Raw genomic sequence first — 21,321 nt, forward strand, 5'->3', positions numbered from 1 at the left:
CGAAACGGGGTTCAGGCTTGAACGAGGGGAGCGCTCTCCAATTGGACCAGCGCGACAAACTGCTTGGGCGGCAGCACCGCCACGTCGCAATATTTGGCCATGCGGCGCTTGAGCTTGAGCACGGCCTTGTCTTTGGAGACGAGATAGGCAACGTCGGCGGCGTCGGCCAGCGCCAGGAATTTCTGGTCGTCGCGATCCTTGCAGCGGGGGACGAAGGTTTCGCCTTGCGCGCGGGCCGCGTCTTCCGGATCGGCGACCGAGCGGGTCACGCGATCGACCCAGGCCAGCGCCGCTTGTGCATCGACGGCGTAGTGCGCGAACTGCGGATAGTCGAGCACGCGGCGCAGCTCTTCGCGGCACGCGGGGCTGATGATGGCGTCCAGCCGGCCGGCTTCCAGCGCGGCGCGGATCGGGCGCGCAACGGCATCATCGAAGATCAGGATGTCGACCCAGATGTTGGAGTCCAGCACCACGCGTGGCGCTGGGAATGGGGCCGGGGCAGCAGCGTCTGCCATTCGATACAATTCCAGACTTGTGAACCGCGATTCTGACATGATCATCGTCCTCTCGCCGGCCAAGTCGCTCGACTACGACACCCCGCCGCGCATCAAGACCCACACGCTGCCCGATTTCATCGCGCGCTCCGGAGAACTCATTGAAGTGCTTCGCAAGCTGTCGCCGGCCCAGATCGGCACGCTGATGAAGATTTCCGACCCGCTGGCGGTGCTCAATGTCACCCGCTACGGGGACTGGTCCACCGAATTCACCGCCGGGAACAGCAAGCAGGCCGCGCTGGCCTTCGATGGCGATGTCTATGGCGGGCTCGATGCCAATTCGCTGTCGGCGGACGATCTGCAATTCGCGCAGAAGCACTTGCGCATTCTGTCGGGCCTGTACGGCGTGCTGCGCCCGCTCGATTGGATGCAGCCGTACCGCCTGGAAATGGGCACGCGCCTGGCCAACCCGCACGGCAAGGACCTCTACGCCTTCTGGGGCGACGAGGTGACGCTTGCGCTCAACAAGCTCTTCAAGCAAAGCGATGACCCCGTGCTCGTCAACCTCGCGTCGGAAGAGTATTTCAAGGTGGTGCGGCCGAAAGTGCTCAAGGCACGCATCGTCACGCCCATCTTCGAGGATTGGAAGAGCGGCCAGTACAAGATCATCTCGTTCTATGCCAAACGCGCGCGTGGCCTGATGGCGCGCTACGCGATCGAGCACCGAATCACCGATCCGCGCAAGCTCAAGGCGTTCGATGTCGACGGCTATGCATTTGACGCGGCCGATTCCGACGACGAGCGCTGGGTCTTCCGCCGCAAGCTCATCTGATGACAGGATTCGAAATGACTTCCCAACCGCACATCTCCAGCGCGTTCGACAGCGGTGCCATCGAGATCGTCGATGCCGCACGCGCGGATGCCATCCGCCTGCGCATCCGCCGCGACACGCATGCGGACTTCACGCAATGGTTCCACTTCCGCCTGCAAGGCGTGCAGGGGCAGGCGTGCACGCTGGCCCTCGAAAACGCGGGCGAATGCACCTACGCCGCTGGCTGGAAGGACTACCAGGCCGTCGCCTCGTACGACCGCGAACACTGGTTCCGCGTGCCAACGCGCTATGACGGCAAGACCATGACCATCGAGGTGACGCCCGAGCACGACAGCATCTGGTTTGCGTACTTCGAACCGTATTCGGACGAGCGCCACCTCTCGCTGGTGGCCGCCGCGCAGACCCGGCCCGGCGTGCGCACGCAGCGCTTGGGGCAAACCGTGCAGGGTCGCGACATGACGAGCATCACCGTTGGTGAACCCGGCCCCGGCAAGAAGAACGTGTGGATCATCGCGCGCCAGCATCCCGGCGAGACGATGGCCGAGTGGTTTGTAGAAGGCCTGCTCGCGCGCTTGACGCGTCAGGGCGTGTGGAGCGGTGATCCGATTGGCCGCGTGCTCGCCGAGCGCGCCGTCTTCCACATCGTCCCGAACATGAACCCGGATGGTTCGTCGCTCGGCAACCTGCGCACCAACGCTGCCGGCGCCAACCTGAACCGCGAGTGGATGGAGCCCGATGCCCGGCGCAGCCCCGAAGTGCTATGCGTGCGCCAGGCCATCGAGCAGACCGGCGTCGATCTGTTCTTCGACATCCACGGCGACGAGGTACTGCCCTACGTGTTCGTGGCCGGCAGCGAGATGCTGCCAGGCTTTACCGATGCGCAGCGCGCGGACCAGGATCGCTTTGTGGCGGCCTTCCTGCGCGCCTCGCCAGACTTCCAGACGCAATACGGCTACGAGGCCAGCAAGTACAACGAAGACGCACTCAAGCTCGCCTCGAAGTACATCGGCCACACTTATGGCTGCCTGTCGTTGACGCTGGAAATGCCGTTCAAGGACAACGCCGACCTGCCCGACGCACGCGTGGGCTGGGACGGCGCCCGCAGTGCCGCATTGGGTGCGGCCATGCTGCAGGCGATCCTGGAATATCTCGGCTGAAGACAACGCAGCGCCGCCCATCCAGGCGGCGCGCTGCGTTTAGTTGGAAGACGACTTCTTCGTCGTCTTTTTGGTCGTCGACTTGGCGGTGGTTTTGCCCGCCGTTGTCGACTTCGCCTTGGCCGTGCTGCTGCTCTTGGCAGACTTGCCCGTGGACTTCGTCGAGGCCTTGCCCTTGGCCGTGCTCTTGCCGTGCGCAGCCGCGCTGGTTGTGCAGCGATGGCCGCGGCGGCAGTGCGTGCGGGTTGCCGTTGACGACGGCGCAACGGCCGGTGCGGCGAACGGCTGGCCGTTGGCATCGAGCAGCTCGTACGCGAGCATCATGCCTTCGTCATAACCGCAGCGGATCTTGACCGGTTCCCACTGATCGCTGCCCGTGCCGCGCTTGTGCACGGCGGCATTGAAGCTGACCACGGTAGAGACCTTGACCGCGCCTTGCTTGCTCGACGAGAAGCGCGAGTCCCACGGTTCGACCTTGGCCTGATCGTTGGACAGCGCGCCAGTTGGCAGGCGGAACTGATCGAAATTGGTGGAACGCGGAATGATCCAGCTCGCATGCGCGGCGCAGTCAGCCACGTCGGGGCGGGCATTCTCGGATTTGATCAGGCGGTCACGGGTTTGCGCGCGGTATTCGGACAAGCTCATCTTGTCCTTGGGCGGCAGGTTGACCGTCGTGGTGCCGCCACCGGTATCGGTCGAGCCGAAGACGATGGGCGGCGTGGTCGGTATGGGCTGGATGGCCGGCTTGGGTTGCGCGGCAGGGGTGCTCGGCGTCGCGGTGGCGGCTTGAGCCGACAGAGCCGACGCATCGGTCGGTTCGGTCTGCAGGTTGGAGCAGGCGGCCAGCGAAGCGACGACGCCGAGACAGAGTAGTTTGGGTCGCAACATCACGAGAGTTACAGGGTGTCGGCGTGGAAAGTCGCCATGATAGAGGAAAGCCCACGCTGAAAGTTCCTGCGGGTTACCCCAATGCGTCCGCAATGGGGCCCATCCGGCGATTTAGCTGTAACAGCGCGTTACGAGGTGACTACGCGGCAATCACTGCTTGGTGAACAGCCACGCGAGCGACCATTCGTCGGTGCGTGCTTCATAGCGGATGCCTTTGCGCATGGCCCATGTGGCGAGCTGGTGGTGCGACGGGATGATCGCGACGTCCTGTTGCGCAAAGCGCGCGGCGGTCTTGGCGGCCTGCTCATGGGCCTGTTCGCTCGAGACGGTCGACAGCGACGTCTGCACAAGCTTGTCGAGTTCGGGGTTGCTGTAGCGGCCCCAGTTCCACGAGCCGTAGCCGGTTTGCGCATTGGGCGTGCCGAGAATGCTGCGCAGCGCCACATCCGCCGCCACGGAGCCCCAGCCGAGCATCATGAACGAGAACTCGCCCTGACGTGCGCGCGAGAAGTACGCCGCCACCGGCAGCGTTTCCACCTTCGTCTGAATGCCGATGCGTGTGAGGAATTGCGCGGTCGTCTGCGCGACCTGCGCGTCATTCAGATAGCGGTTGTTGGTGGCGTGCAGCGTCAGCCCGAAGCCGTTCGGATAACCGGCTTCGGCAAGCAGTTTCTTCGCGCGCTCCGGGTCGTACCCAATCGGCTTGCCGCCGGGATGGCCGAAGATCTGCGGCGACACGATGCTCGATGCCACCACGCCCTGGCCCTCGAGCACGCGGCTGACGATGGCATCGCGGTTGATGGCCAGCTCGATGGCTTCACGCACGCGATGATCCTTGAACGGATTCTTGGCGAGCGGCTTGCCGGCCTTGTCCGTGATGAACGGCGACACGTCGCGGCTCTGGTCCATTTGCCAGAAGATCGTGCGCCACGACACCTGCTGTTCGAGGTGGAACTTCGGATTCTGCTTGATGCGCGGCACATCGGCGGCGGGCACGGCCTCGACGACATCCACGTCACCCGAGAGCAGGGCGGCAGTGCGCGCGGCGTTGTCGGTGATGATCTTGAAGGTGACCTTGTCCCATTGTGGTGCGCGGCCCCAGTAGTGCGGGTTCTTCTTCAGCACGATTTCCTGGCCGCGCGTGAAGTGGTCGAACAGGAACGGGCCCGTGCCGATCATCGCGCGGCCCGCATCGAAGTCCGCTTGCGATGCATCGGCCACCTTCTTGGGGATGATCGGCAGGCTGTTCAGGTCGTTGGGGATGCTCGCGTAGTTCGGGATCGACATCTTTAGCCGCACCGTGAGCGGATCGACGATCTGCACCTCGGTGATTGACTTGGTGTAGCTCGTGAACGGGCCCGGGCTGTTGGTCAGGCGCGCAGGCCGTTCGATCGAGGCTTTCACGTCTTCGCCGGTGAACGGCGTGCCGTCGCTCCACTTCACGTTGGGGCGCAGCTTGATTTCCCAGGTGTTGGGATCGACGGCCTTCCATGACGTGGCCAGGCCCGGCGTGTAGCGGCCGTTCTTGTCGAGGAACACCAGCGACTCGAAGACGTGCAGCGCCATGGCGTTGTTGGGCCCGGCGTTGTTCCATTGCGGGTCCATCGACGTGACGTCGGCGGACAGGCCGATGCGCAGGTCGTCGGCCTGCGCAGCGAGCGGCACCGCGACAGCCGCAGCCAGCGCGCATGCGGCGAGGTTGCGGATCAAGGCGCGGATTGGACCACCAAAGAGGGGACGGGTTGTCATCGGGGGCTCCAGGGGTTCGGGCAGTGATGCCATGTGGCGGGAGATCGTCATTGTGCCGCAGCCGGGTTTTGCGCGCGCGACGCAAACCGACAATCAATATGAACGACGGCGGCGCAATAAAAAAGCCACCCGAAGGTGGCTTTGGTGAGCGCCTCGCCGGTCAGTGGAACAACGGCTGCTGCGTGGGCGCGTCTTCCGGCATTTCTGCGTGGACGATCTCGGCCGCACGGTCGGCGTAGAGCGGGGCGCCGCAGTCTTCGCAGTATTCCGGCTCGAAGAGCTGGCCGTGGCGGAAGATGTCTTCGATGCCGCAGGCGCGCAGTTCGTCGCAGATCTGCTCCAGCGGGCTGCCGGGCTCGCCTTCGGCCGTCACATCCGTGGCGCCCCCGTCGCGGCCGTAGACAGGCCAGACGATGCCGTAGATGAGATCTTTTTCACCGCGCACGGTGAAGGCCACGCGGTATTCCTCGATCTGTTCTTCGCCAAACGCACCGATGATGGCCGCGAAGCGGTTGGCCGGCATATCGAGTGCGCCCTGCAGGTAATTGACGGCAGCGCGCACGGTGAGCGGGCGGATCTGCTTGTCGGATTCGCGGCAGGACAGGAAGAAGGCGTCGGGCAGCAGCAGATCGAATTCGCAGCCGGGCATCAGCGTGGAGATGGTCGGCGTGACTTGTTCGCGCCATTGCTCCAGGCAGGCGGAGCGCTCTGCGTGGTGCTCCTTGGCGTCTTCCTGCCAGCGGAACAGCGCCTGGCCGTGCTGTGCCACGACGATGGCCACGAGGTAACGCGGGTCGGCCAGGATCGGCGCCGTTTCGGGCATATCTCGCAAATCGACCTTGGCCGGCTGACCCGACAGCGCATAGGCAGCCAGTTTGTGCGTGAGCGCGAAAGTGTCGGAATGCGTGCGCGGGAGCTGATCGATGCTGTACAGGTAAGGTGCCAGCGCCACGCGTGCGTTCGAGGCCATCACATGCGCCTGCAGGTGCACCTGCAGTGTTTGCGCCAGTTCGGGCTTGATCGTGCCCGACGGGATCATGTAGCGCGTGTGCGCCAGGATGGGGGCCGCGATCAGCAGTGCGTCATATTCCACGCCGCCCGAGGTGAGGATGGCCGATTCGGCCAGCGTCTCGGCCTGTTCGGCCAGCACGTCGGAGGCTTCCTCGTTGTGCTTGAAGAGATGGTCGAGCGCAGCGTCCAGCGCGGTCTGGCTGCCGTTTTTGAGCAGCCGGGAAAGGCGTTCGGACAGCCGTTGTTCCCAATAGACGTCTTCGATGCGGCTGCCTGACGCATCAAGCGCCAGTGCGTCGGCCACCAGCCGTTCTGCATCGGGGGAAAGACGTTGGGGAGCCTTGGAGCGGAATCCTGCCATGCTGTGCCGTACCGGTCGATTGGAAGAAAGAAGGGGCGTTATTTTACCCTCGTATGCCGCCGTGCGAAGCGCATCGGCGAAACCCTAGGTCGAAAACCTTAGGGTTTGGCGGCGGGGGCCGATGCCTCGGCTGTCACGCTGCTCGCGGCGGCGGGTGCTGAAGCTGTTGCCGGCAAGGCTGCTGCAGGGGTGCTGGCCGGCGTATCGGCGGCCGGTGCGGGCACCGGCATGGGCGGAGGGGGTGGAACAGGGGCAGCCGCCACAGCAGGCACTACGGGCGCCGGGATCTGGGCGTCAGTCTGCGGCGCCTTGAACAGGATGTAAAACACGGCAGCCGCCACGACGATTAAGGCTAAGACCACTTGAGCCATGGGTGCGGGACTCCAGCAATGAAATGATCAGGCGATGGTGGCCGGTGCATCACGCGGCCTATTCGGCACACTGTACCAAAGGCTGTGCGCCGGTTGGGGCGTCGTCACCTTGTTTGATTCGGCAAGCAATAAAAAAGCCGGCTCCAAAGAGCCGGCTTCCGATCTGCTACAGCGCAGCGTGATGGCTTAGGCGGCCAGCAACTGACGCAGCACGAACGGCAGGATCCCGCCATGCTTGTAGTAATCGACTTCGATCGGTGTGTCGATGCGCAGCAGGACTTGCGCACGCGTGGTTTCGCCGTTGGCGCGCTTGATCGCCAGGGTGACGTCCTGTTGCGGCTTGATGTCGCCTTCCAGGCCTTCGATGTCGAAGGTCTCGTCGCCCACGATACCCAGCGACTGCACCGAGTCGTTGCCCTTGAACTGCAGCGGCAGCACGCCCATGCCGACCAGGTTCGACCGGTGGATACGCTCGAAGCTGCGTGCGATCACGGCCTTCACGCCCAGCAGCTGCGTGCCCTTGGCAGCCCAGTCACGCGAGCTGCCGGTACCGTACTCTTCGCCGCCAAACACGACCGTCGGCGTGCCTTCGGCGATGTACTTCATGGCCGCGTCGTAGATCGACATTTGCTCGCCACTCGGCTGGAACAGCGTTTCGCCGCCCTCCACGCGCGAACCGTCGGCGCGCGGCGCAATCATCAGGTTCTTGATGCGCACGTTGGCGAACGTGCCGCGCATCATCACCTCATGGTTGCCGCGGCGCGAGCCGTAGCTGTTGAAGTCGGCCTTGAGCACGCCGTTGGCCAGCAGGTACTTGCCGGCGGGCGACGTTTCCTTGATCGAGCCGGCCGGGGAGATGTGGTCGGTCGTCACGGAATCGCCAAACACGCCCAGCGCACGTGCGCCAGTGACCGATGCGGATGCAGCGGCCGGCGTCATCCCAAAGCCTTCGAAGAACGGCGGCTCGGCAATGTACGTCGACTTCGGCCAATCGTAGACCTGACCCTTCGTGCCCTTGACGTTCGCCCACAGCTTGGACGGCTTCTTGACCTGCTCGTAGTTCGTGCGGAACGTGTCGGCGTTCATGGCGAACTTCATCAGCTTGGCGATCTCTTCCGAGGTCGGCCAGATGTCGCCCAGGTAGACATCGCGGCCGTCGTTGCCCTGGCCAACCGGCTGGGTCATCAGGTCGCGCGTCACGTTGCCGGCAATCGCGTAAGCGACGACCAACGGCGGCGAGGCCAGGAAGTTGGCGCGGATGTTCGGGTGGATACGCGCTTCGAAGTTGCGGTTGCCCGACAGCACGGCAGCGGCCACGATGTCGTTCTTGACGATGGCTTCGTTTAGCTCCGGCGTCAGATCACCAGCGTTGCCGATACATGTCGTGCAACCGTAGGCCGTCACGCCAAAGCCCAGCTTTTCCAGATAGGGCAGCAGTCCGGCGGCTTCCAGGTACTTCGTTACCACGCGGCTCCCCGGGGCGAGCGAGGTCTTGATGTGCGGGGCAACCTGCAGTCCGGCTTCCACGGCCTTCTTGGCCAGCAGTCCGGCGGCCAGCAGCACGCTCGGGTTCGATGTGTTCGTGCACGAGGTGATGGCCGCGATCAGCACGTCGCCGCTCTTCACTTCGATACCGTCGGCCGTCGTGTAGCCCTTGTCGAGATCGTCGGCGTTCTTGTTGAAGCCGTTTTCCGCCACCGGCTTGGAGAACAGCGACGAGAAGGTCGACTTCACGTTGCCGATTTCGATACGGTCTTGCGGGCGCTTCGGGCCGGCCAGCGACGGGGCCACCGTGGAGAGGTCCAGCGTCAGCGTCTTGGTGTAGTCGATCTCGCCGGCCTTCGGAATGCCGAACAGCTTCTGAGCCTTGAAGTAGCCCTCGAACGCGGCGATTTCTTCCTTCGTGCGGCCCGTGCCCTTGAAGTATTCGATGGTCTTTTCGTCGACCGGGAAGAAGCCCATCGTGGCGCCATATTCCGGTGCCATGTTGCCGATGGTCGCGCGGTCCGGCAGCGACAGGCTGGCCGTGCCTTCGCCGAAGAACTCGACGAACTTGCCGACGACCTTCTCCTTGCGCAGCATTTCGGTGATGGTGAGCACCAGGTCGGTGGCCGTGCAGCCTTCGCGCAGGCGGCCCTTGAGCTCCACGCCGACCACGTCCGGCGTCAGGAAGTACACCGGCTGGCCCAGCATGCCGGCTTCCGCTTCGATGCCGCCTACGCCCCAGCCGACCACGCCGATACCGTTGATCATGGTGGTGTGGCTGTCGGTGCCGACCAGCGTATCCGGGTAGTACACGCCGTCCTTCTTATGGACGCCGCGCGCCAGGTATTCCAGGTTGACCTGGTGGACGATGCCGAAGCCCGGCTGCACCACGCCAAACGTGTCGAATGCCTGCATGCCCCACTTCATGAACTGGTAGCGCTCGTTGTTGCGCGAGAACTCCAGTTGCATGTTCAGGTCCAGCGCCTTCTTCTCGCGGAAGTGGTCGATCTGCACCGAGTGGTCCACCACCAGATCCACCGGCACCAGCGGCTCGATCTTCTTGGGGTTCTTGCCCATGCGCTCCGCCACGTTGCGCATGGCGGCCAGGTCGGCCAGCAACGGCACACCGGTAAAGTCCTGCAGCACCACGCGGGCGACCACGAACGGGATCTCGTCAACGCGCTCCGCGTTGGGCTTCCAGTTGGCGAGTTGCTCGACGTGCTCTTCGGTCACCTTCTTGCCGTCGCAGTTGCGCAGCACCGATTCCAGCACGATACGGATCGACACCGGCAGGCGCTCGATCGCCACGCCCAGTTCCTTGCCCAGCTGCGGCAGGGAATGGAACTTGCCGGTCTGGCCACCGTTGATCTTGAATTCCTTGAGTGTCTTTTTCAGGTTGTGGGACATGGCATGACTCCAGGCTAGGATTGCGCGGGGTACCGGGGTACTCGTTGCGGATACATTCAAATCAACAAAATCAAGTCACGTACAAATCGATAGACGCACTGGCCGGCACGGCCGGTAGTCGGTGCGGTGCCACGACACGATCGAGCGCCTTGCCGCCGTTGAAGCGGGCGGTGTTGCCATGGGCAATCGAACACTTTTCCGTGTCGTGTTCATTCCCGGTGAGCAGCGCATTTCCCGCATGGGCGAGTTTCATGCGCAGCCCGTGGGCGATGGAATCTTGGTGATCTTCGGCCATGCGATGGCCGAAGACGTTTGAGCCGGGCGCCGCCGCGCCATGTGGTATGGCGGCCTCTGGCACGTCGGGCCCCAGGACCTTGGCCAGCCAGAACACGTTCACGTCATCCGTGAGGATTGTGCCGTGTGCCGGGCGAATGGTCGCAGCCGTTGCGGGCATGGGAAGGTCCTGTGGGCCTGTTGCTTCTTGATGTTACGGCTTGGCCGGTTGCGCGGCGCTGCCGGAGGCGTCCGGGGCGGGCGCGGGCGCCGGTGCCGCGTTGTCTTGCATCATCAGCGGCAGACCGGCTGGTGCGCGCAGGGCGCCGGCTTGCGTCGGAGCCGGTGCGCCGGCGGCCATCTCTGCGGTTTGGCACTCATCGGCCAGGCGGTGGCCTTCGTTGCGGTCGAACAGCATCGACTTGGACGGGATCACGACCAGGTCCATGCCGGTCTTCTGGTCGAAGTAGCGGTCCGCACCGGTGCGGGTCAATTGGCGCGGCAGCTGGTAATTCTTGCCCTTCCAGTGCATCGTGATGATCTGGTCGCGGGCCATGTCGCCCTTGATGTAGAGCTCGTTGCCGAGCTCGCACTTCCATTGCACGCCTTCGGGTTGAACAGCGGCCACCGGAGCGGCTTTCTTGGCGGCCTTTTTCTTGGCCGGAGCCTTCTTTTTGGCTGCCGGCTTGGCGGTCGACGTGGTCTGGGCGGTTGCGTACTGCGATGCGGCAACGGACAGGATGCCGGCGCAGGCACCCACGATGAACTTGTTCATAGGTTTCCTTCGGTAAGACAGGTGGGGGGAGGCGGTTGCCAGGCCACGGAACGCCACGGCATTTCGCACACCGGCCGGTATTTTGACCGATTTGCACGCCATGCCCAACGTTCTGTTACATCGCGATGCAACCGTTCGCCCAAACGTGGGTGTCGGGCGACATGCGACGCGGTTTCCGGGCGATTATCCTCGCGCTTTGTGTCTTCCGTTCTCCTCGTTTTTTGTTGATCGGTGGTCCGGGTCAGTCGAGGTTTGGGGCTGCGCTCCGGTGCCGCCGTTCAGGCGAAGAAACGCGCAACGGCATCGGCCGGCATTTCCACGCCGGTGGTGTGCGCGCGCTGCAGCACGGCCCACCAGTAGCGGTAGCTTGCCCGGTCGTGCAGCCGGCCTTCATGCTGGATCGGTCCCCACGAGGCATCCTGCGCCTGCGCAAGAATGGCCGCGGCCTGTGTCACTTCGTCGTGCGACGGGCGGAACGCCGAGACGATCGGCGCGATCTGGTCGGGGTGGATGCTCCACTTGCGCAGATAGCCGAATTCATTGCGGGCGCGCAGCGCATCGGCGCCTGCGCGGTCCGGATGCTTGATGTCGGTGCTGACGTTGTGCGACGGCACCTTGCCGTACGCATGGCAGGCGGCCGAAATGTCGGACAGTGCGCGGCGAATCAGCGGATGCTCGAACTGTTCCGGCGAGCCCATCGCCGCGCCGGGAATCGCGCCGTTGTGCGCAGAGACGAAATCCATCAGCCCGAAGCTCAGGCATTCCACCTGCACCAGCGAGGCGATATCGAACACCTGCGCCAGCGCGCCATGCGTCTCGATCAGCACGTGGATCGGCAGGTGTCGAGCAATACCGGCGGCGCGCGCGGCCTGGTTCACGCGATCGGTCACGCGGGCCACTTCCACCACGTCGCGCACCTTGGGCACGGTCACATAGGCTAGGCGGCTGCCGGCCTGGCTTATGAGGATGTCGACATCCTGCGTCCAGGCGTCGTGGCTCGGGTCGTGGATGCGTACGCCAACGCGGTTGAAGCGGTTGTCGTCGCTGTTGATGAGCGCGGCGGCCAGTTCGGCGTGCGCGCGTTCGTGGCCGACGGCGGCGCCATCTTCGCAGTCAAACGTGATGTCGAAGACGGGGCCAAGGGCTTGTTGCAGGGCGAGCGACTTGCGCATCAGCTTTTCGGCGCCCGCATAGTGGTCGCAGACCGGCAACTGGGCCGGCATGGCATCGTCCTGGAACAAAACCTCGGTGGGGTGCACTGCGTTGTATTCGGTTATTGGCGCTTGTGCCGCTTGTGCCGCTTGTAGGGCTTGCGGCGCCTGGGGTTCTGCGTCGTTGCAGATGCAAAAAAACCGGAGGGTTCGCTGCCGATCCGCTCCGGTTCTTCCTTAGATCATGCCGATTACAGCAGGTGCTGCACGCCGGCGCGCTCGCTTTCCAACTCGTCGAGCGTAATCTTGATCTTGCCTTGGCTGTACTCGTCGATCTCCAGGCCTTCGACAATCTTGTACTTGCCGTTTTCCGTGGTGACCGGGAAGCCGAACATCACGTCCTTCGGGATGCCGTATTCGCCGTTCGACGGGATGCCCATCGTCACGATCTTGCCGTTGGTGCCGAGCACCCAGTCGCGGACGTGGTCGATAGCGGCGTTGGCAGCCGAAGCAGCCGACGACAGGCCGCGCGCCTCAATGATGGCGGCGCCGCGCTTGCCGACGGTCGGCAGGAACACGTCGTTGTTCCACACCGGATCGTTGATCATGTCCTTGACGCTCTTGCCGTCGATCGTGGCGTAGCGGTAGTCGGCGTACATCGTCGGGCTGTGGTTGCCCCACACGAACAGCTTTTCGATGGAGGACACCGGCTTGCCGGTCTTGGCGGCGATCTGCGACAGGGCACGGTTGTGGTCCAGGCGCAGCATGGCGGTGAAGTTCTCGCGCGGCAGGTCCGGCGCCGACTTCATGGCGATATAGGCGTTGGTGTTGGCCGGGTTGCCGACCACGAGCACCTTGACGTCGCGCTTGGCAACGGCGTTCAGGGCCTTGCCCTGTGCCGTGAAGATCTGTGCGTTGGCCGACAGCAGGTCAGCACGCTCCATGCCCGGGCCACGGGGGCGGGCGCCCACCAGCAGCGCCACATCGATGTCCTTGAACGCGGTCATCGGGTCGGAATGCGCTTCCATGCCGGCCAGCAGCGGGAATGCGCAATCTTCGATTTCCATCATCACACCCTTGAGCGCCTTCTGGGCCTTCTCATCGGGGATTTCCAGCAGTTGCAGGATGACGGGCTGATCCTTGCCCAGCATTTCGCCGGCGGCGATGCGGAACAGCAGCGCGTAACCGATCTGTCCAGCAGCGCCGGTCACTGCGACGCGCATGGGTGCTTTTGCCATGAGAACTCTCCAAACGGTAGTGAAAAGCGGACCGCACTGCGCAGGGCGCACACCCTTGGCAGGATGGCGGCGCAGCCGCGCAGGCATTGCCGGCAACAGCCGCCGCCCCGTGGGCGGTTGGCTTGGAATCGGCAGGAGCCTCGCAGTTTACTGCGTCCGCATGACGATGTGGAAACACACTTGCGATTTCTCTTGGAGTCGCCGCTGCGCGTGTCGAGCCCGTCGTCCGGAACAGGCGCGAGTGTAGGGCGGGCCTCCTGCGAAAGTCAATCAATCTTCTGTCTTATATAAGACATAAGACATTCTATAAACAGGCTGGACGCCTCTGTCGCTTTTGTGGTGAAATCGCAAGCTATGTCGAGCACATCAAGCCCCCAATCCGCTGCCGTGCCGCCGTCTTTGGGCGGCGAGGTCAGTGCGTCGCCCGCATCCTCGGGTGCGGGGGCGGGCTCGCCCACGTTCAGTCCGCTGTATCAGCAGATCAAGACGCTGATCCTGCAAAGCCTGCAAGCCGGCGAATGGAAGCCCGGCGAAATGATCCCCAGCGAAATGGAATTGGCGGCCCGCTACAAGGTCAGCCAGGGTACCGTGCGCAAGGCGATCGACGAACTGGCGGTCGAAAACCTGGTCGCGCGCCGTCAGGGCAAGGGCACCTTTGTCACCACCCATCATGAAGAGGGTGTGCAGTTCCGCTTCCTGCGCCTGATGCCGGAGCAGGGCGAGCAGCACTATCCCAGCAGCCGCGTGCTCGAGTGCAAGCGTATGCGCGCCCCTGCCGAAATCGCCCGCCTGCTCGAGCTCAAGGCCGGTGACAGCGTCGTGCAAATCCGCCGCGTGCTGTTTTTCTCGGGCGAGCCGACGGTGCTTGAGGACATCTGGCTGCCGGGCGCAAGTTTCAAAGGGCTGACGGCCGAAAAGTTGACCGAGTGGAAGGGCCCGATGTACGCCTTTTTCGAGGCGGAATTCGGAGTGCGCATGCTGCGTGCCACGGAGCGCATCCGCGCCGTAGCGGCCGATGCAGCCACGGCAGAGCTGCTGTCGGTGGCGGTGGCTTCGCCGCTGCTGTCGGTGGAGCGCGTGTCGCATACGTTCGGGGACAAGCCGGTGGAACTGCGTCGTGGCCTGTACGTCACGACACGGCACTTCTACCAGAATGAATTGAATTGACGATACGTCGCCGGGCCGGTTCATGCGGCCGGTGTGGGCCGATGCGGCGGCGTCTGGATTTGTGGGGTGCGCAACAGCGTATTGCGCGTCATGCAGACAGCGTAGAGAGGACAATACGCCCCCGTATCACGCCGCTGGCAGGCGAGGGTGGAAAGCACAAAAGTGGAGCGCGCTGGAAGGAATTATTGGTGCGCTGCGCAACGAAAGCGCGATAGAATCTCGCGGATTTGTGCAAAGCTGTTTTGTTTGTTGATTAGCCAATGGGGTCTGACATGGCAGAAGCCATCAAGAAAGCCAGGCCGGTATACAGGAACATCGGTTTGGGCGATATCGCCCGCTACCGCTTGCCCTGGGCCGGTAAGGTGTCCATCCTGCATCGTGCCAGCGGTGCACTGATGTTCCTTCTTCTTCCGTTCGTGCTGTATCTGTTTGAGCAGAGCATCACCTCGGAAATCAGTTTCGCCAAGTTCTCGGCGCTTCTGTCCAACGGCTTCGTCAAGGTCGTCGTCCTTGCCCTCATCTGGGGGTATCTGCACCACTTCTGCGCCGGCATCCGTTACCTGATCCTCGATCTGCATATCGGCATCGACAAGGCTTCGGCCTCCAAGTCGGCCGTGAGCGTGCTGATCGTCAGCCTGCTGCTGACCGTTGTGTTCGGCGCCAAGCTGTTCGGCCTGTTCTGAGGAGTGGATTGATGGCAAATAACAATATCGGTCCCAAGCGCCTGGTTGTCGGCGCGCACTACGGCCTGAAGGATTTCCTCGCGCAGCGCGTCACCGCCGTGATCATGGCGGTCTACACCATCGTGCTGCTGGCCGCGTTCCTGCTCTCGAAAGACACGTCGTATCAAAGCTGGGCTGGCCTGTTCGCCAACCAGTGGATGAAGCTGCTGACGTTCCTGGCATTCCTGTCGCTCACGTATCACGCCTGGATCGGCGTGCGTGACATCTGGATGGACTACGTGAAGCCCGTGGCAGTGCGTTTGACGCTGCAAGTGTTGACGATTCTGTGGCTCGTCGGTTGTGCGGGCTACGCAGCTCAGATTCTCTGGAGGGTTTAAGACATGGTCGCAGTCAAGACTGGGCTGCCGCGCCGCAAATTCGACGTCGTGATCGTCGGTGCGGGCGGTTCGGGCATGCGCGCATCGCTGCAGCTCGCAGAAGCCGGCCTCTCCGTGGCCGTGCTGTCCAAGGTTTTCCCCACCCGCTCGCACACCGTGGCGGCGCAGGGTGGTATCGGTGCTTCGCTGGGTAACATGAGCGAAGACAACTGGCACTATCACTTCTACGACACGATCAAGGGTTCCGACTGGCTTGGCGACCAGGATGCGATCGAGTTCATGTGCCGTCAGGCGCCGAACGTGGTCTACGAGTTGGAACACTTCGGCATGCCGTTCGACCGCAATGCCGACGGTACGATCTACCAGCGTCCGTTCGGTGGCCACACGTCGAACTACGGTGAGAAGCCGGTGCAGCGCGCTTGCGCCGCCGCTGACCGTACCGGCCACGCGTTGCTGCACACGCTGTACCAGCGTAACGTGCGTGCCAAGACCCACTTCTTCACCGAGTGGATGGCGCTCGACCTGATCCGCGATCAGGAAGGCGACGTGCTGGGCGTGACCGCGCTGGAAATGGAAACTGGCGAGGTCTACATCCTCGAAGGCAAGACCACGCTGTTCGCCACGGGCGGTGCTGGCCGTATCTACGCCGCTTCCACCAACGCCTTCATCAACACGGGTGACGGCCTGGGCATGGCAGCACGCGCTGGCGTGCCGCTGGAAGACATGGAGTTCTGGCAGTTCCACCCGACCGGCGTGGCCGGCGCGGGCGTGCTGATCACCGAAGGCGTGCGCGGCGAGGGCGGCATCCTGCGTAACAAGGATGGCGAGCGCTTCATGGAGCGCTACGCTCCGACGTTGAAGGATCTGGCACCGCGTGACTTCGTGTCGCGCTCGATGGACCAGGAAATCAAGGAAGGCCGCGGCTGTGGCCCGAACGGCGACTACGTGCTGCTCGACCTGACCCACGTCGGTGCCGAGACCATCATGAAGCGCCTGCCGTCGATCCGCGAAATCGGCCTGAAGTTCGCCAACGTCGACGCGATCAAGGAACCGATCCCGGTCGTGCCGACCATCCACTACCAGATGGGCGGTATCCCGACGAACTATCATGGTCAAGTCGTGGTGCCGAAGAACGGCAACTCGAACGAAGTCATCAACGGCTTCTACGCCATCGGCGAATGCTCCTGCGTGTCGGTGCACGGTGCCAACCGCCTGGGCACGAACTCGCTGCTCGACCTCGTGGTGTTCGGTCGTTCGGCGGGCAACCACATCATTGCGCAGAACCTGAAGAACCGCGAGCACAAGCCGCTGCCGGCAGACGCTGCCGACCGTGCGCTGGAGCGCCTGGCCAAGCTGGATTCGTCGACCTCGGGCGAGTACGCCCAGGACGTCGCCAACGACATCCGCCGCAACATGCAGTCGCACGCCGGTGTGTTCCGTACGCAGGCGCTGATGGACGAGGGTGTCGAGCGCATCCTGGAAGTGGCCGAGCGCGGTGCCAACATCCACCTGAAGGACAAGTCCAAGGTGTTCAACACCGCGCGCGTCGAAGCGCTGGAAGTGGCCAACCTGGTGGAAGTGGCGAAGGCGACGATGGTGTCGGCGGCGGCTCGCAAGGAATCGCGTGGTGCCCACGCCCACAGCGACTTCCCGAACCGCGACGACGAAAACTGGATGAAGCACACGCTGTACTACAGCGAAGGCAATCGTCTGGAATACAAGCCCGTGACGATGAAGCCGTTGACGGTGGAAAGCGTGCCGCCCAAGGCCCGTACGTTCTAACCGGAAGGACCCACAAAAATGAAGCGTATTTTTGAAGTCTATCGCTACGATCCGGACAAGGACGCAGCGCCCCGCATGCAGACCTACGAGGTGGAACTCGACGGTCATGAGCGCATGCTGCTCGACGCGCTGGTCAAGCTGAAGAAGCTGGACGAGTCGATCGCGTTCCGTCGCTCGTGCCGTGAAGGCGTGTGCGGCTCGGACGCCATGAACATCAACGGCAAGAACGGTCTGGCTTGCCTGACCAACATGCGCGAGCTGCCCGAGAAGATCGTGCTGCGTCCGCTGCCGGGGCTGCCCGTGGTGCGCGACCTGATCGTCGACATGACGCAGTTCTTCAACCAGTACCACTCGATCAAGCCGTACCTGATCAACGACGAGCCGCCGCCCGAGAAAGAGCGTCTGCAGTCGCCGGAAGAGCGCGAGGAGCTCGACGGCCTGTACGAGTGCATTCTGTGCGCGAGCTGCTCGACGTCGTGCCCGTCGTTCTGGTGGAACCCGGACAAGTTCGTCGGCCCGGCCGGTCTGCTGCAGGCGTATCGTTTCATTGCCGACAGCCGCGACCAGGCTACCAGCGAGCGTCTGGATAACCTGGAAGATCCGTACCGCCTGTTCCGCTGCCACACCATCATGAACTGCGTCGATGTGTGCCCGAAGGGTCTGAACCCGACCAAGGCCATCGGCAAGATCAAGGAACTGATGGTGCGCCGCGCGGTGTAAGCCGCAACGCACCCTGCGTCGCCGGAGCGGTTTGCCGGCGACGCGCTTTTTGAGAAGCATGACCGCTGTGAATACTCCGACGTTCTCCCACCAGTCCGATCCGCACAAGCGCGCGCGTTTGCGCTGGCGAGCCAGGCGCGGCCTGCTTGAGAACGACATCATCGTCGAGCGCTTCTTCAACCGCTATGAGACGGAACTGTCGGACGACGACGTTGCCGCGCTCACGCAGTTGTTCGAGCTACCCGACAACGACCTGATGGATCTCCTGCTTGCACGCAAGGAGCCGGAGGGCGATCTCGACGTGCCGCAAGTCCAGCACGTCCTGACCTTGCTGCGCTCGGTCTGACACCGGCGCGCGAGAGGTTGCCGCAAGACGAATCGGTCCAGCCGTCCCCCCGGCCGGCGCTCCTTTGATCCGTCTGGCGGGAGTCTCCCGTATTCATTTTTATAAACAGCAGAGAAGGAAACCGACATGACGCCGTCCGATGTGAAAGCCACCCTATCGTTTTCCGATGGCTCGCCCAGCGTTGAGCTGCCGATCTACAAGGGCACGGTCGGGCCCGACGTGATCGACATCCGCAAGCTGTACGGCCAGACGGGCAAGTTCACGTACGACCCCGGCTTCATGTCGACCGCGTCGTGCAATTCCAAGATCACCTACATCGACGGCGACAAGGGCGAGCTGCTGTACCGCGGCTACGCCATCGACGATCTGGCCAGCAAGTGCGACTTTCTGGAAATCTGCTACCTGCTGCTGAAGGGCGAGCTGCCGAACGCCAAGCAGAAGGAAGAGTTCGACCACGTTGTGACGAATCACACGATGGTGCACGAGCAGATGCAGTTCTTCCTGCGCGGTTTCCGCCGTGACGCACACCCGATGGCCGTGCTGACGGGCCTGGTTGGTGCGATGAGCGCGTTCTACCCGGATGCCGCCAACATCAACGACCCGCGTGAGCGCGAGATCTCGCAGATCCGCCTGATCGCCAAGCTGCCCACGCTGGTGGCCATGGCCTACAAGTACAGCATCGGCCAGCCGCTGATTTACCCGCAGAACAACCTCTCGTACACCGGCAACTTCATGCGCATGATGTTCGCCACGCCGTGCGAAGAATACAAGGTGAATCCGGTGCTCGAGCGTGCACTGGACCGCATCTTTATCCTGCACGCGGATCACGAGCAGAATGCTTCGACTTCGACGGTGCGTCTGGCTGGTTCGTCGGGCACGAACCCGATCGCCGCGATCGCTGCCGGTATCGCTTGCCTGTGGGGCCCGGCGCACGGTGGCGCGAACGAAGCTGCGCTGAACATGCTGGAAGAAATCGGCTCGGTGGACAAGGTTCCCGAGTTCATCAAGCAGGTCAAGGACAAGAACAGCGGCGTGCGCCTGATGGGCTTCGGTCACCGCGTGTACAAGAACTATGACCCGCGCGCCAAGCTGATGCGCGAAACCTGCCATGAAGTGCTGAACGAGCTGGGCCTGCACAACGACCCGCTGTTCAAGCTCGCCATGGAACTGGAAAAAATCGCGCTGGAAGACGAGTACTTTGTCAGCCGCAAGCTGTACCCGAACGTCGACTTCTACTCGGGCATCGTGCAGCGCGCGCTGGGCATCCCGTCGGCGATGTTCACCTGCATCTTCGCGCTCGCTCGCTCGGTGGGCTGGATCGCACAGTGGGAAGAGATGATCACGGATCCGGAATACAAGATCGGTCGCCCGCGTCAGCTGTTCAACGGCGCCGCTCTGCGCGAAGTGCCGGTGCTCGACAAGCGCTAAGCCAAGCTGTTGCTTCACAAGAACCCCGCTCGGGAAACCGGCGGGGTTTTTTTGTTGTCCGCAGCGTGTCGGCGGGCTTTCGCGAAATGGCGAAACCCCCTTTCGCCAGTCACGTCCGGTGCAGAATGCCCCGGGTGGCATAATCGATCACTCCCCACGAAACTGCTCGCGCAGCCGCCAAAAATGGCGTGTTGTGCACGGATCGCATCATGGCAAAGACGCTCTACGACAAACTCTGGGACGATCACGTCGTTCATACCGAAGAGGACGGCACGACCGTGCTCTACATCGATCGTCAATTGCTGCACGAAGTGACGAGCCCGCAGGCGTTCGAAGGCCTGAAGATGGCCGAACGGCCGGTATGGCGCATCAGCGCCAACCTGGCCGTGTCGGACCACAACGTGCCGACCACCGATCGCTCGCACGGCATTGCCGATCCGGTCTCCAAGTTGCAGGTCGACACGCTCGATGCCAACTGCGACAGCTACGGCATCACGCAATTCAAGATGAACGACAAGCGTCAGGGCATCGTGCACGTGATCGGGCCGGAGCAGGGCGCGACGTTGCCGGGCATGACGGTGGTCTGCGGTGACTCGCACACCAGCACGCACGGCGCATTCGGCGCACTGGCCCACGGCATCGGCACGTCGGAAGTCGAACATGTGCTGGCCACGCAGACGCTGCTCGCCAAGAAGAGCAAGAACATGCTTGTGAAGGTGGAAGGCACGCTGCCGCGGGGCTGCACCGCCAAGGACATCGTGCTCGCCATCATCGGCAAGATCGGTACGGCAGGCGGTACGGGTTACGCCATGGAGTTCGGCGGCTCGGCCATCCGCGCGCTGTCGATGGAAGGGCGCATGACGGTGTGCAACATGGCGATTGAAGGCGGCGCACGCGCCGGCATGGTCGCCGTGGATGACGTCACGCTCGAATACATCAAGGGCCGCCCGTTTGCGCCGCAAGGCGTGGAGTGGGAGCAGGCCGTTGCGTACTGGCGCACGCTGCATTCCGACGATGGCGCCCACTTCGACCACGTGGTCGAACTGCGTGCCGAAGACATCCGCCCGCAGGTGAGCTGGGGCACGTCGCCGGAAATGGTGGTCAGCATTGAAGACCGCGTGCCGGATCCCGACAAAGAGAAGGACCCGAACAAGCGCAACGCCATGGAGCGCGCGCTCGAATACATGGGCCTGCAGCCGAACGTCGCCATCAGCGATATCAGCATCGACAAGGTCTTCATCGGCTCGTGCACCAACAGCCGTATTGAAGACATGCGCGCTGCTGCGTGGGTCGTGCAGAAGCTGGGCAAGCGCATCGCCTCGAACGTGAAGCTGGCGATGGTCGTGCCGGGCTCGGGCCTCGTGAAGGAACAGGCCGAGCGCGAGGGGCTCGACAAGATCTTCAAGGCCGCTGGCTTTGAATGGCGCGAGCCGGGTTGCTCGATGTGCCTGGCGATGAACGCTGACCGCCTCGACCCGGGCGAGCGCTGCGCTTCCACGTCCAATCGCAACTTCGAAGGCCGTCAGGGCGCGGGGGGGCGCACCCACCTCGTGAGCCCGGCAATGGCCGCTGCGGCCGCGCTGGAAGGCCACTTCGTCGACGTGCGCAAGCTCGCTTGAGCGGCAG

At 63.3% G+C, this 21,321-nt stretch carries 20 protein-coding genes; 10 read left to right on the forward strand and 10 right to left on the reverse strand.

All coding sequences use genetic code 11. The features are described from left to right. Positions 1-11: 11 nt before the first annotated feature. Complete coding sequence (locus tag NG900_RS22990) at positions 12-515, reverse strand: putative toxin-antitoxin system toxin component, PIN family (protein WP_252684082.1); 504 nt, start codon at positions 513-515, stop codon at positions 12-14. Between the two features lie 37 nt (positions 516-552). Here NG900_RS22990 and yaaA point away from each other — a divergent pair, with 37 nt between their 5' ends. Next, on the forward strand, positions 553-1,326 hold the full coding sequence (yaaA, locus tag NG900_RS22995) for a peroxide stress protein YaaA (RefSeq protein WP_252684084.1): 774 nt from the start codon (positions 553-555) through the stop codon (positions 1,324-1,326). A 14-nt stretch (positions 1,327-1,340) separates the two neighbouring features. Next, the gene (locus tag NG900_RS23000) at positions 1,341-2,483 is read left to right on the forward strand and encodes a M14 family metallopeptidase (protein WP_252684086.1); all 1,143 of its coding nucleotides are present in this window, start codon (positions 1,341-1,343) and stop codon (positions 2,481-2,483) included. Positions 2,484-2,522: 39 nt separating this feature from the next. On the opposite strand, the gene NG900_RS23005 is transcribed toward NG900_RS23000, so the two are convergent. The 9 genes from NG900_RS23005 to NG900_RS23045 all read right to left on the reverse strand — a co-directional run bounded on the left by NG900_RS23005 (position 2,523) and on the right by NG900_RS23045 (position 13,192). Then, on the reverse strand, positions 2,523-3,371 hold the full coding sequence (locus NG900_RS23005) for a BspC domain-containing protein (RefSeq protein ID WP_252684088.1): 849 nt from the start codon (positions 3,369-3,371) through the stop codon (positions 2,523-2,525). A 150-nt stretch (positions 3,372-3,521) separates the two neighbouring features. Continuing rightward, positions 3,522-5,120: an ABC transporter substrate-binding protein gene (locus NG900_RS23010; RefSeq protein ID WP_252684090.1), complete on the reverse strand. Its 1,599-nt coding sequence runs from the start codon at positions 5,118-5,120 to the stop codon at positions 3,522-3,524. A 160-nt stretch (positions 5,121-5,280) separates the two neighbouring features. Then, positions 5,281-6,492 carry a DUF2863 family protein gene (locus tag NG900_RS23015; RefSeq protein WP_252684092.1) on the reverse strand — a complete coding sequence of 404 codons (1,212 nt, stop codon included), beginning with the start codon at positions 6,490-6,492 and terminating at the stop codon, positions 5,281-5,283. A gap of 98 nt (positions 6,493-6,590) precedes the next feature. After that, positions 6,591-6,863 carry a hypothetical protein gene (locus tag NG900_RS23020; RefSeq protein ID WP_252684094.1) on the reverse strand — a complete coding sequence of 91 codons (273 nt, stop codon included), beginning with the start codon at positions 6,861-6,863 and terminating at the stop codon, positions 6,591-6,593. Between the two features lie 186 nt (positions 6,864-7,049). Beyond that, positions 7,050-9,755 (reverse strand): aconitate hydratase AcnA, encoded by a 2,706-nt coding sequence (gene acnA, locus NG900_RS23025; RefSeq protein WP_252684096.1) that lies wholly within the window; start codon positions 9,753-9,755, stop codon positions 7,050-7,052. 70 nt (positions 9,756-9,825) lie between these two features. After that, positions 9,826-10,209, reverse strand: coding sequence for a 2-methylcitrate dehydratase (locus tag NG900_RS23030; protein ID WP_252684098.1), 384 nt, complete (start codon positions 10,207-10,209; stop codon positions 9,826-9,828). A gap of 33 nt (positions 10,210-10,242) precedes the next feature. Beyond that, positions 10,243-10,803 (reverse strand): hypothetical protein, encoded by a 561-nt coding sequence (locus NG900_RS23035; RefSeq protein ID WP_252684100.1) that lies wholly within the window; start codon positions 10,801-10,803, stop codon positions 10,243-10,245. 278 nt (positions 10,804-11,081) lie between these two features. Next, a complete protein-coding gene (locus tag NG900_RS23040) occupies positions 11,082-12,062 on the reverse strand; it encodes an HpcH/HpaI aldolase/citrate lyase family protein (protein WP_252684102.1) in 981 nt (326 codons plus the stop codon). 143 nt (positions 12,063-12,205) lie between these two features. Beyond that, complete coding sequence (locus tag NG900_RS23045) at positions 12,206-13,192, reverse strand: malate dehydrogenase (protein WP_252684104.1); 987 nt, start codon at positions 13,190-13,192, stop codon at positions 12,206-12,208. Positions 13,193-13,546: 354 nt separating this feature from the next. On the opposite strand from NG900_RS23045, the gene NG900_RS23050 reads away from it, so the two are divergent. The 8 genes from NG900_RS23050 to leuC all read left to right on the forward strand — a co-directional run bounded on the left by NG900_RS23050 (position 13,547) and on the right by leuC (position 21,314). After that, positions 13,547-14,359, forward strand: coding sequence for a GntR family transcriptional regulator (locus NG900_RS23050; protein ID WP_252684106.1), 813 nt, complete (start codon positions 13,547-13,549; stop codon positions 14,357-14,359). A 272-nt stretch (positions 14,360-14,631) separates the two neighbouring features. Further along, positions 14,632-15,042 (forward strand): succinate dehydrogenase, cytochrome b556 subunit, encoded by a 411-nt coding sequence (sdhC, locus tag NG900_RS23055; RefSeq protein ID WP_252684107.1) that lies wholly within the window; start codon positions 14,632-14,634, stop codon positions 15,040-15,042. 11 nt (positions 15,043-15,053) lie between these two features. After that, positions 15,054-15,419: a succinate dehydrogenase, hydrophobic membrane anchor protein gene (gene sdhD, locus NG900_RS23060; RefSeq protein WP_252684109.1), complete on the forward strand. Its 366-nt coding sequence runs from the start codon at positions 15,054-15,056 to the stop codon at positions 15,417-15,419. 3 nt (positions 15,420-15,422) lie between these two features. Beyond that, complete coding sequence (gene sdhA, locus NG900_RS23065; protein ID WP_252684111.1) at positions 15,423-17,201, forward strand: succinate dehydrogenase flavoprotein subunit; 1,779 nt, start codon at positions 15,423-15,425, stop codon at positions 17,199-17,201. An 18-nt stretch (positions 17,202-17,219) separates the two neighbouring features. Then, positions 17,220-17,921, forward strand: coding sequence for a succinate dehydrogenase iron-sulfur subunit (locus NG900_RS23070; protein ID WP_009241007.1), 702 nt, complete (start codon positions 17,220-17,222; stop codon positions 17,919-17,921). A gap of 58 nt (positions 17,922-17,979) precedes the next feature. Further along, entirely contained in the window at positions 17,980-18,267 is a 288-nt protein-coding gene (locus NG900_RS23075) for an FAD assembly factor SdhE (protein ID WP_252684114.1), read from the forward strand. 126 nt (positions 18,268-18,393) lie between these two features. Continuing rightward, positions 18,394-19,695 carry a citrate synthase gene (gltA, locus tag NG900_RS23080; RefSeq protein WP_252684116.1) on the forward strand — a complete coding sequence of 434 codons (1,302 nt, stop codon included), beginning with the start codon at positions 18,394-18,396 and terminating at the stop codon, positions 19,693-19,695. A 209-nt stretch (positions 19,696-19,904) separates the two neighbouring features. Next, positions 19,905-21,314, forward strand: a complete 1,410-nt coding sequence (leuC, locus tag NG900_RS23085) for a 3-isopropylmalate dehydratase large subunit (RefSeq protein ID WP_252684118.1) — start codon at positions 19,905-19,907, stop codon at positions 21,312-21,314. Positions 21,315-21,321: the final 7 nt, after the last annotated feature.

Source organism: Ralstonia soli (assembly GCF_023955655.1).
In the GTDB taxonomy this organism is placed as follows: Bacteria; Pseudomonadota; Gammaproteobacteria; order Burkholderiales; family Burkholderiaceae; genus Ralstonia; species Ralstonia soli.

Bases quoted from the DNA above. Each gene is read 5' to 3' on its own strand.
- NG900_RS22990 (WP_252684082.1), bottom strand. From the start codon at position 515: ATGGCAGACGCTGCTGCCCCGGCCCCATTCCCAGCGCCACGCGTGGTG.
- yaaA (WP_252684084.1), top strand. From the start codon at position 553: ATGATCATCGTCCTCTCGCCGGCCAAGTCGCTCGACTACGACACCCCG.
- NG900_RS23000 (WP_252684086.1), top strand. From the start codon at position 1,341: ATGACTTCCCAACCGCACATCTCCAGCGCGTTCGACAGCGGTGCCATC.
- NG900_RS23005 (WP_252684088.1), bottom strand. From the start codon at position 3,371: ATGTTGCGACCCAAACTACTCTGTCTCGGCGTCGTCGCTTCGCTGGCC.
- NG900_RS23010 (WP_252684090.1), bottom strand. From the start codon at position 5,120: ATGACAACCCGTCCCCTCTTTGGTGGTCCAATCCGCGCCTTGATCCGC.
- NG900_RS23015 (WP_252684092.1), bottom strand. From the start codon at position 6,492: ATGGCAGGATTCCGCTCCAAGGCTCCCCAACGTCTTTCCCCCGATGCA.
- NG900_RS23020 (WP_252684094.1), bottom strand. From the start codon at position 6,863: ATGGCTCAAGTGGTCTTAGCCTTAATCGTCGTGGCGGCTGCCGTGTTT.
- acnA (WP_252684096.1), bottom strand. From the start codon at position 9,755: ATGTCCCACAACCTGAAAAAGACACTCAAGGAATTCAAGATCAACGGT.
- NG900_RS23030 (WP_252684098.1), bottom strand. From the start codon at position 10,209: ATGCCCGCAACGGCTGCGACCATTCGCCCGGCACACGGCACAATCCTC.
- NG900_RS23035 (WP_252684100.1), bottom strand. From the start codon at position 10,803: ATGAACAAGTTCATCGTGGGTGCCTGCGCCGGCATCCTGTCCGTTGCC.
- NG900_RS23045 (WP_252684104.1), bottom strand. From the start codon at position 13,192: ATGGCAAAAGCACCCATGCGCGTCGCAGTGACCGGCGCTGCTGGACAG.
- NG900_RS23050 (WP_252684106.1), top strand. From the start codon at position 13,547: ATGTCGAGCACATCAAGCCCCCAATCCGCTGCCGTGCCGCCGTCTTTG.
- sdhC (WP_252684107.1), top strand. From the start codon at position 14,632: ATGGCAGAAGCCATCAAGAAAGCCAGGCCGGTATACAGGAACATCGGT.
- sdhD (WP_252684109.1), top strand. From the start codon at position 15,054: ATGGCAAATAACAATATCGGTCCCAAGCGCCTGGTTGTCGGCGCGCAC.
- sdhA (WP_252684111.1), top strand. From the start codon at position 15,423: ATGGTCGCAGTCAAGACTGGGCTGCCGCGCCGCAAATTCGACGTCGTG.
- NG900_RS23070 (WP_009241007.1), top strand. From the start codon at position 17,220: ATGAAGCGTATTTTTGAAGTCTATCGCTACGATCCGGACAAGGACGCA.
- NG900_RS23075 (WP_252684114.1), top strand. From the start codon at position 17,980: ATGACCGCTGTGAATACTCCGACGTTCTCCCACCAGTCCGATCCGCAC.
- gltA (WP_252684116.1), top strand. From the start codon at position 18,394: ATGACGCCGTCCGATGTGAAAGCCACCCTATCGTTTTCCGATGGCTCG.
- leuC (WP_252684118.1), top strand. From the start codon at position 19,905: ATGGCAAAGACGCTCTACGACAAACTCTGGGACGATCACGTCGTTCAT.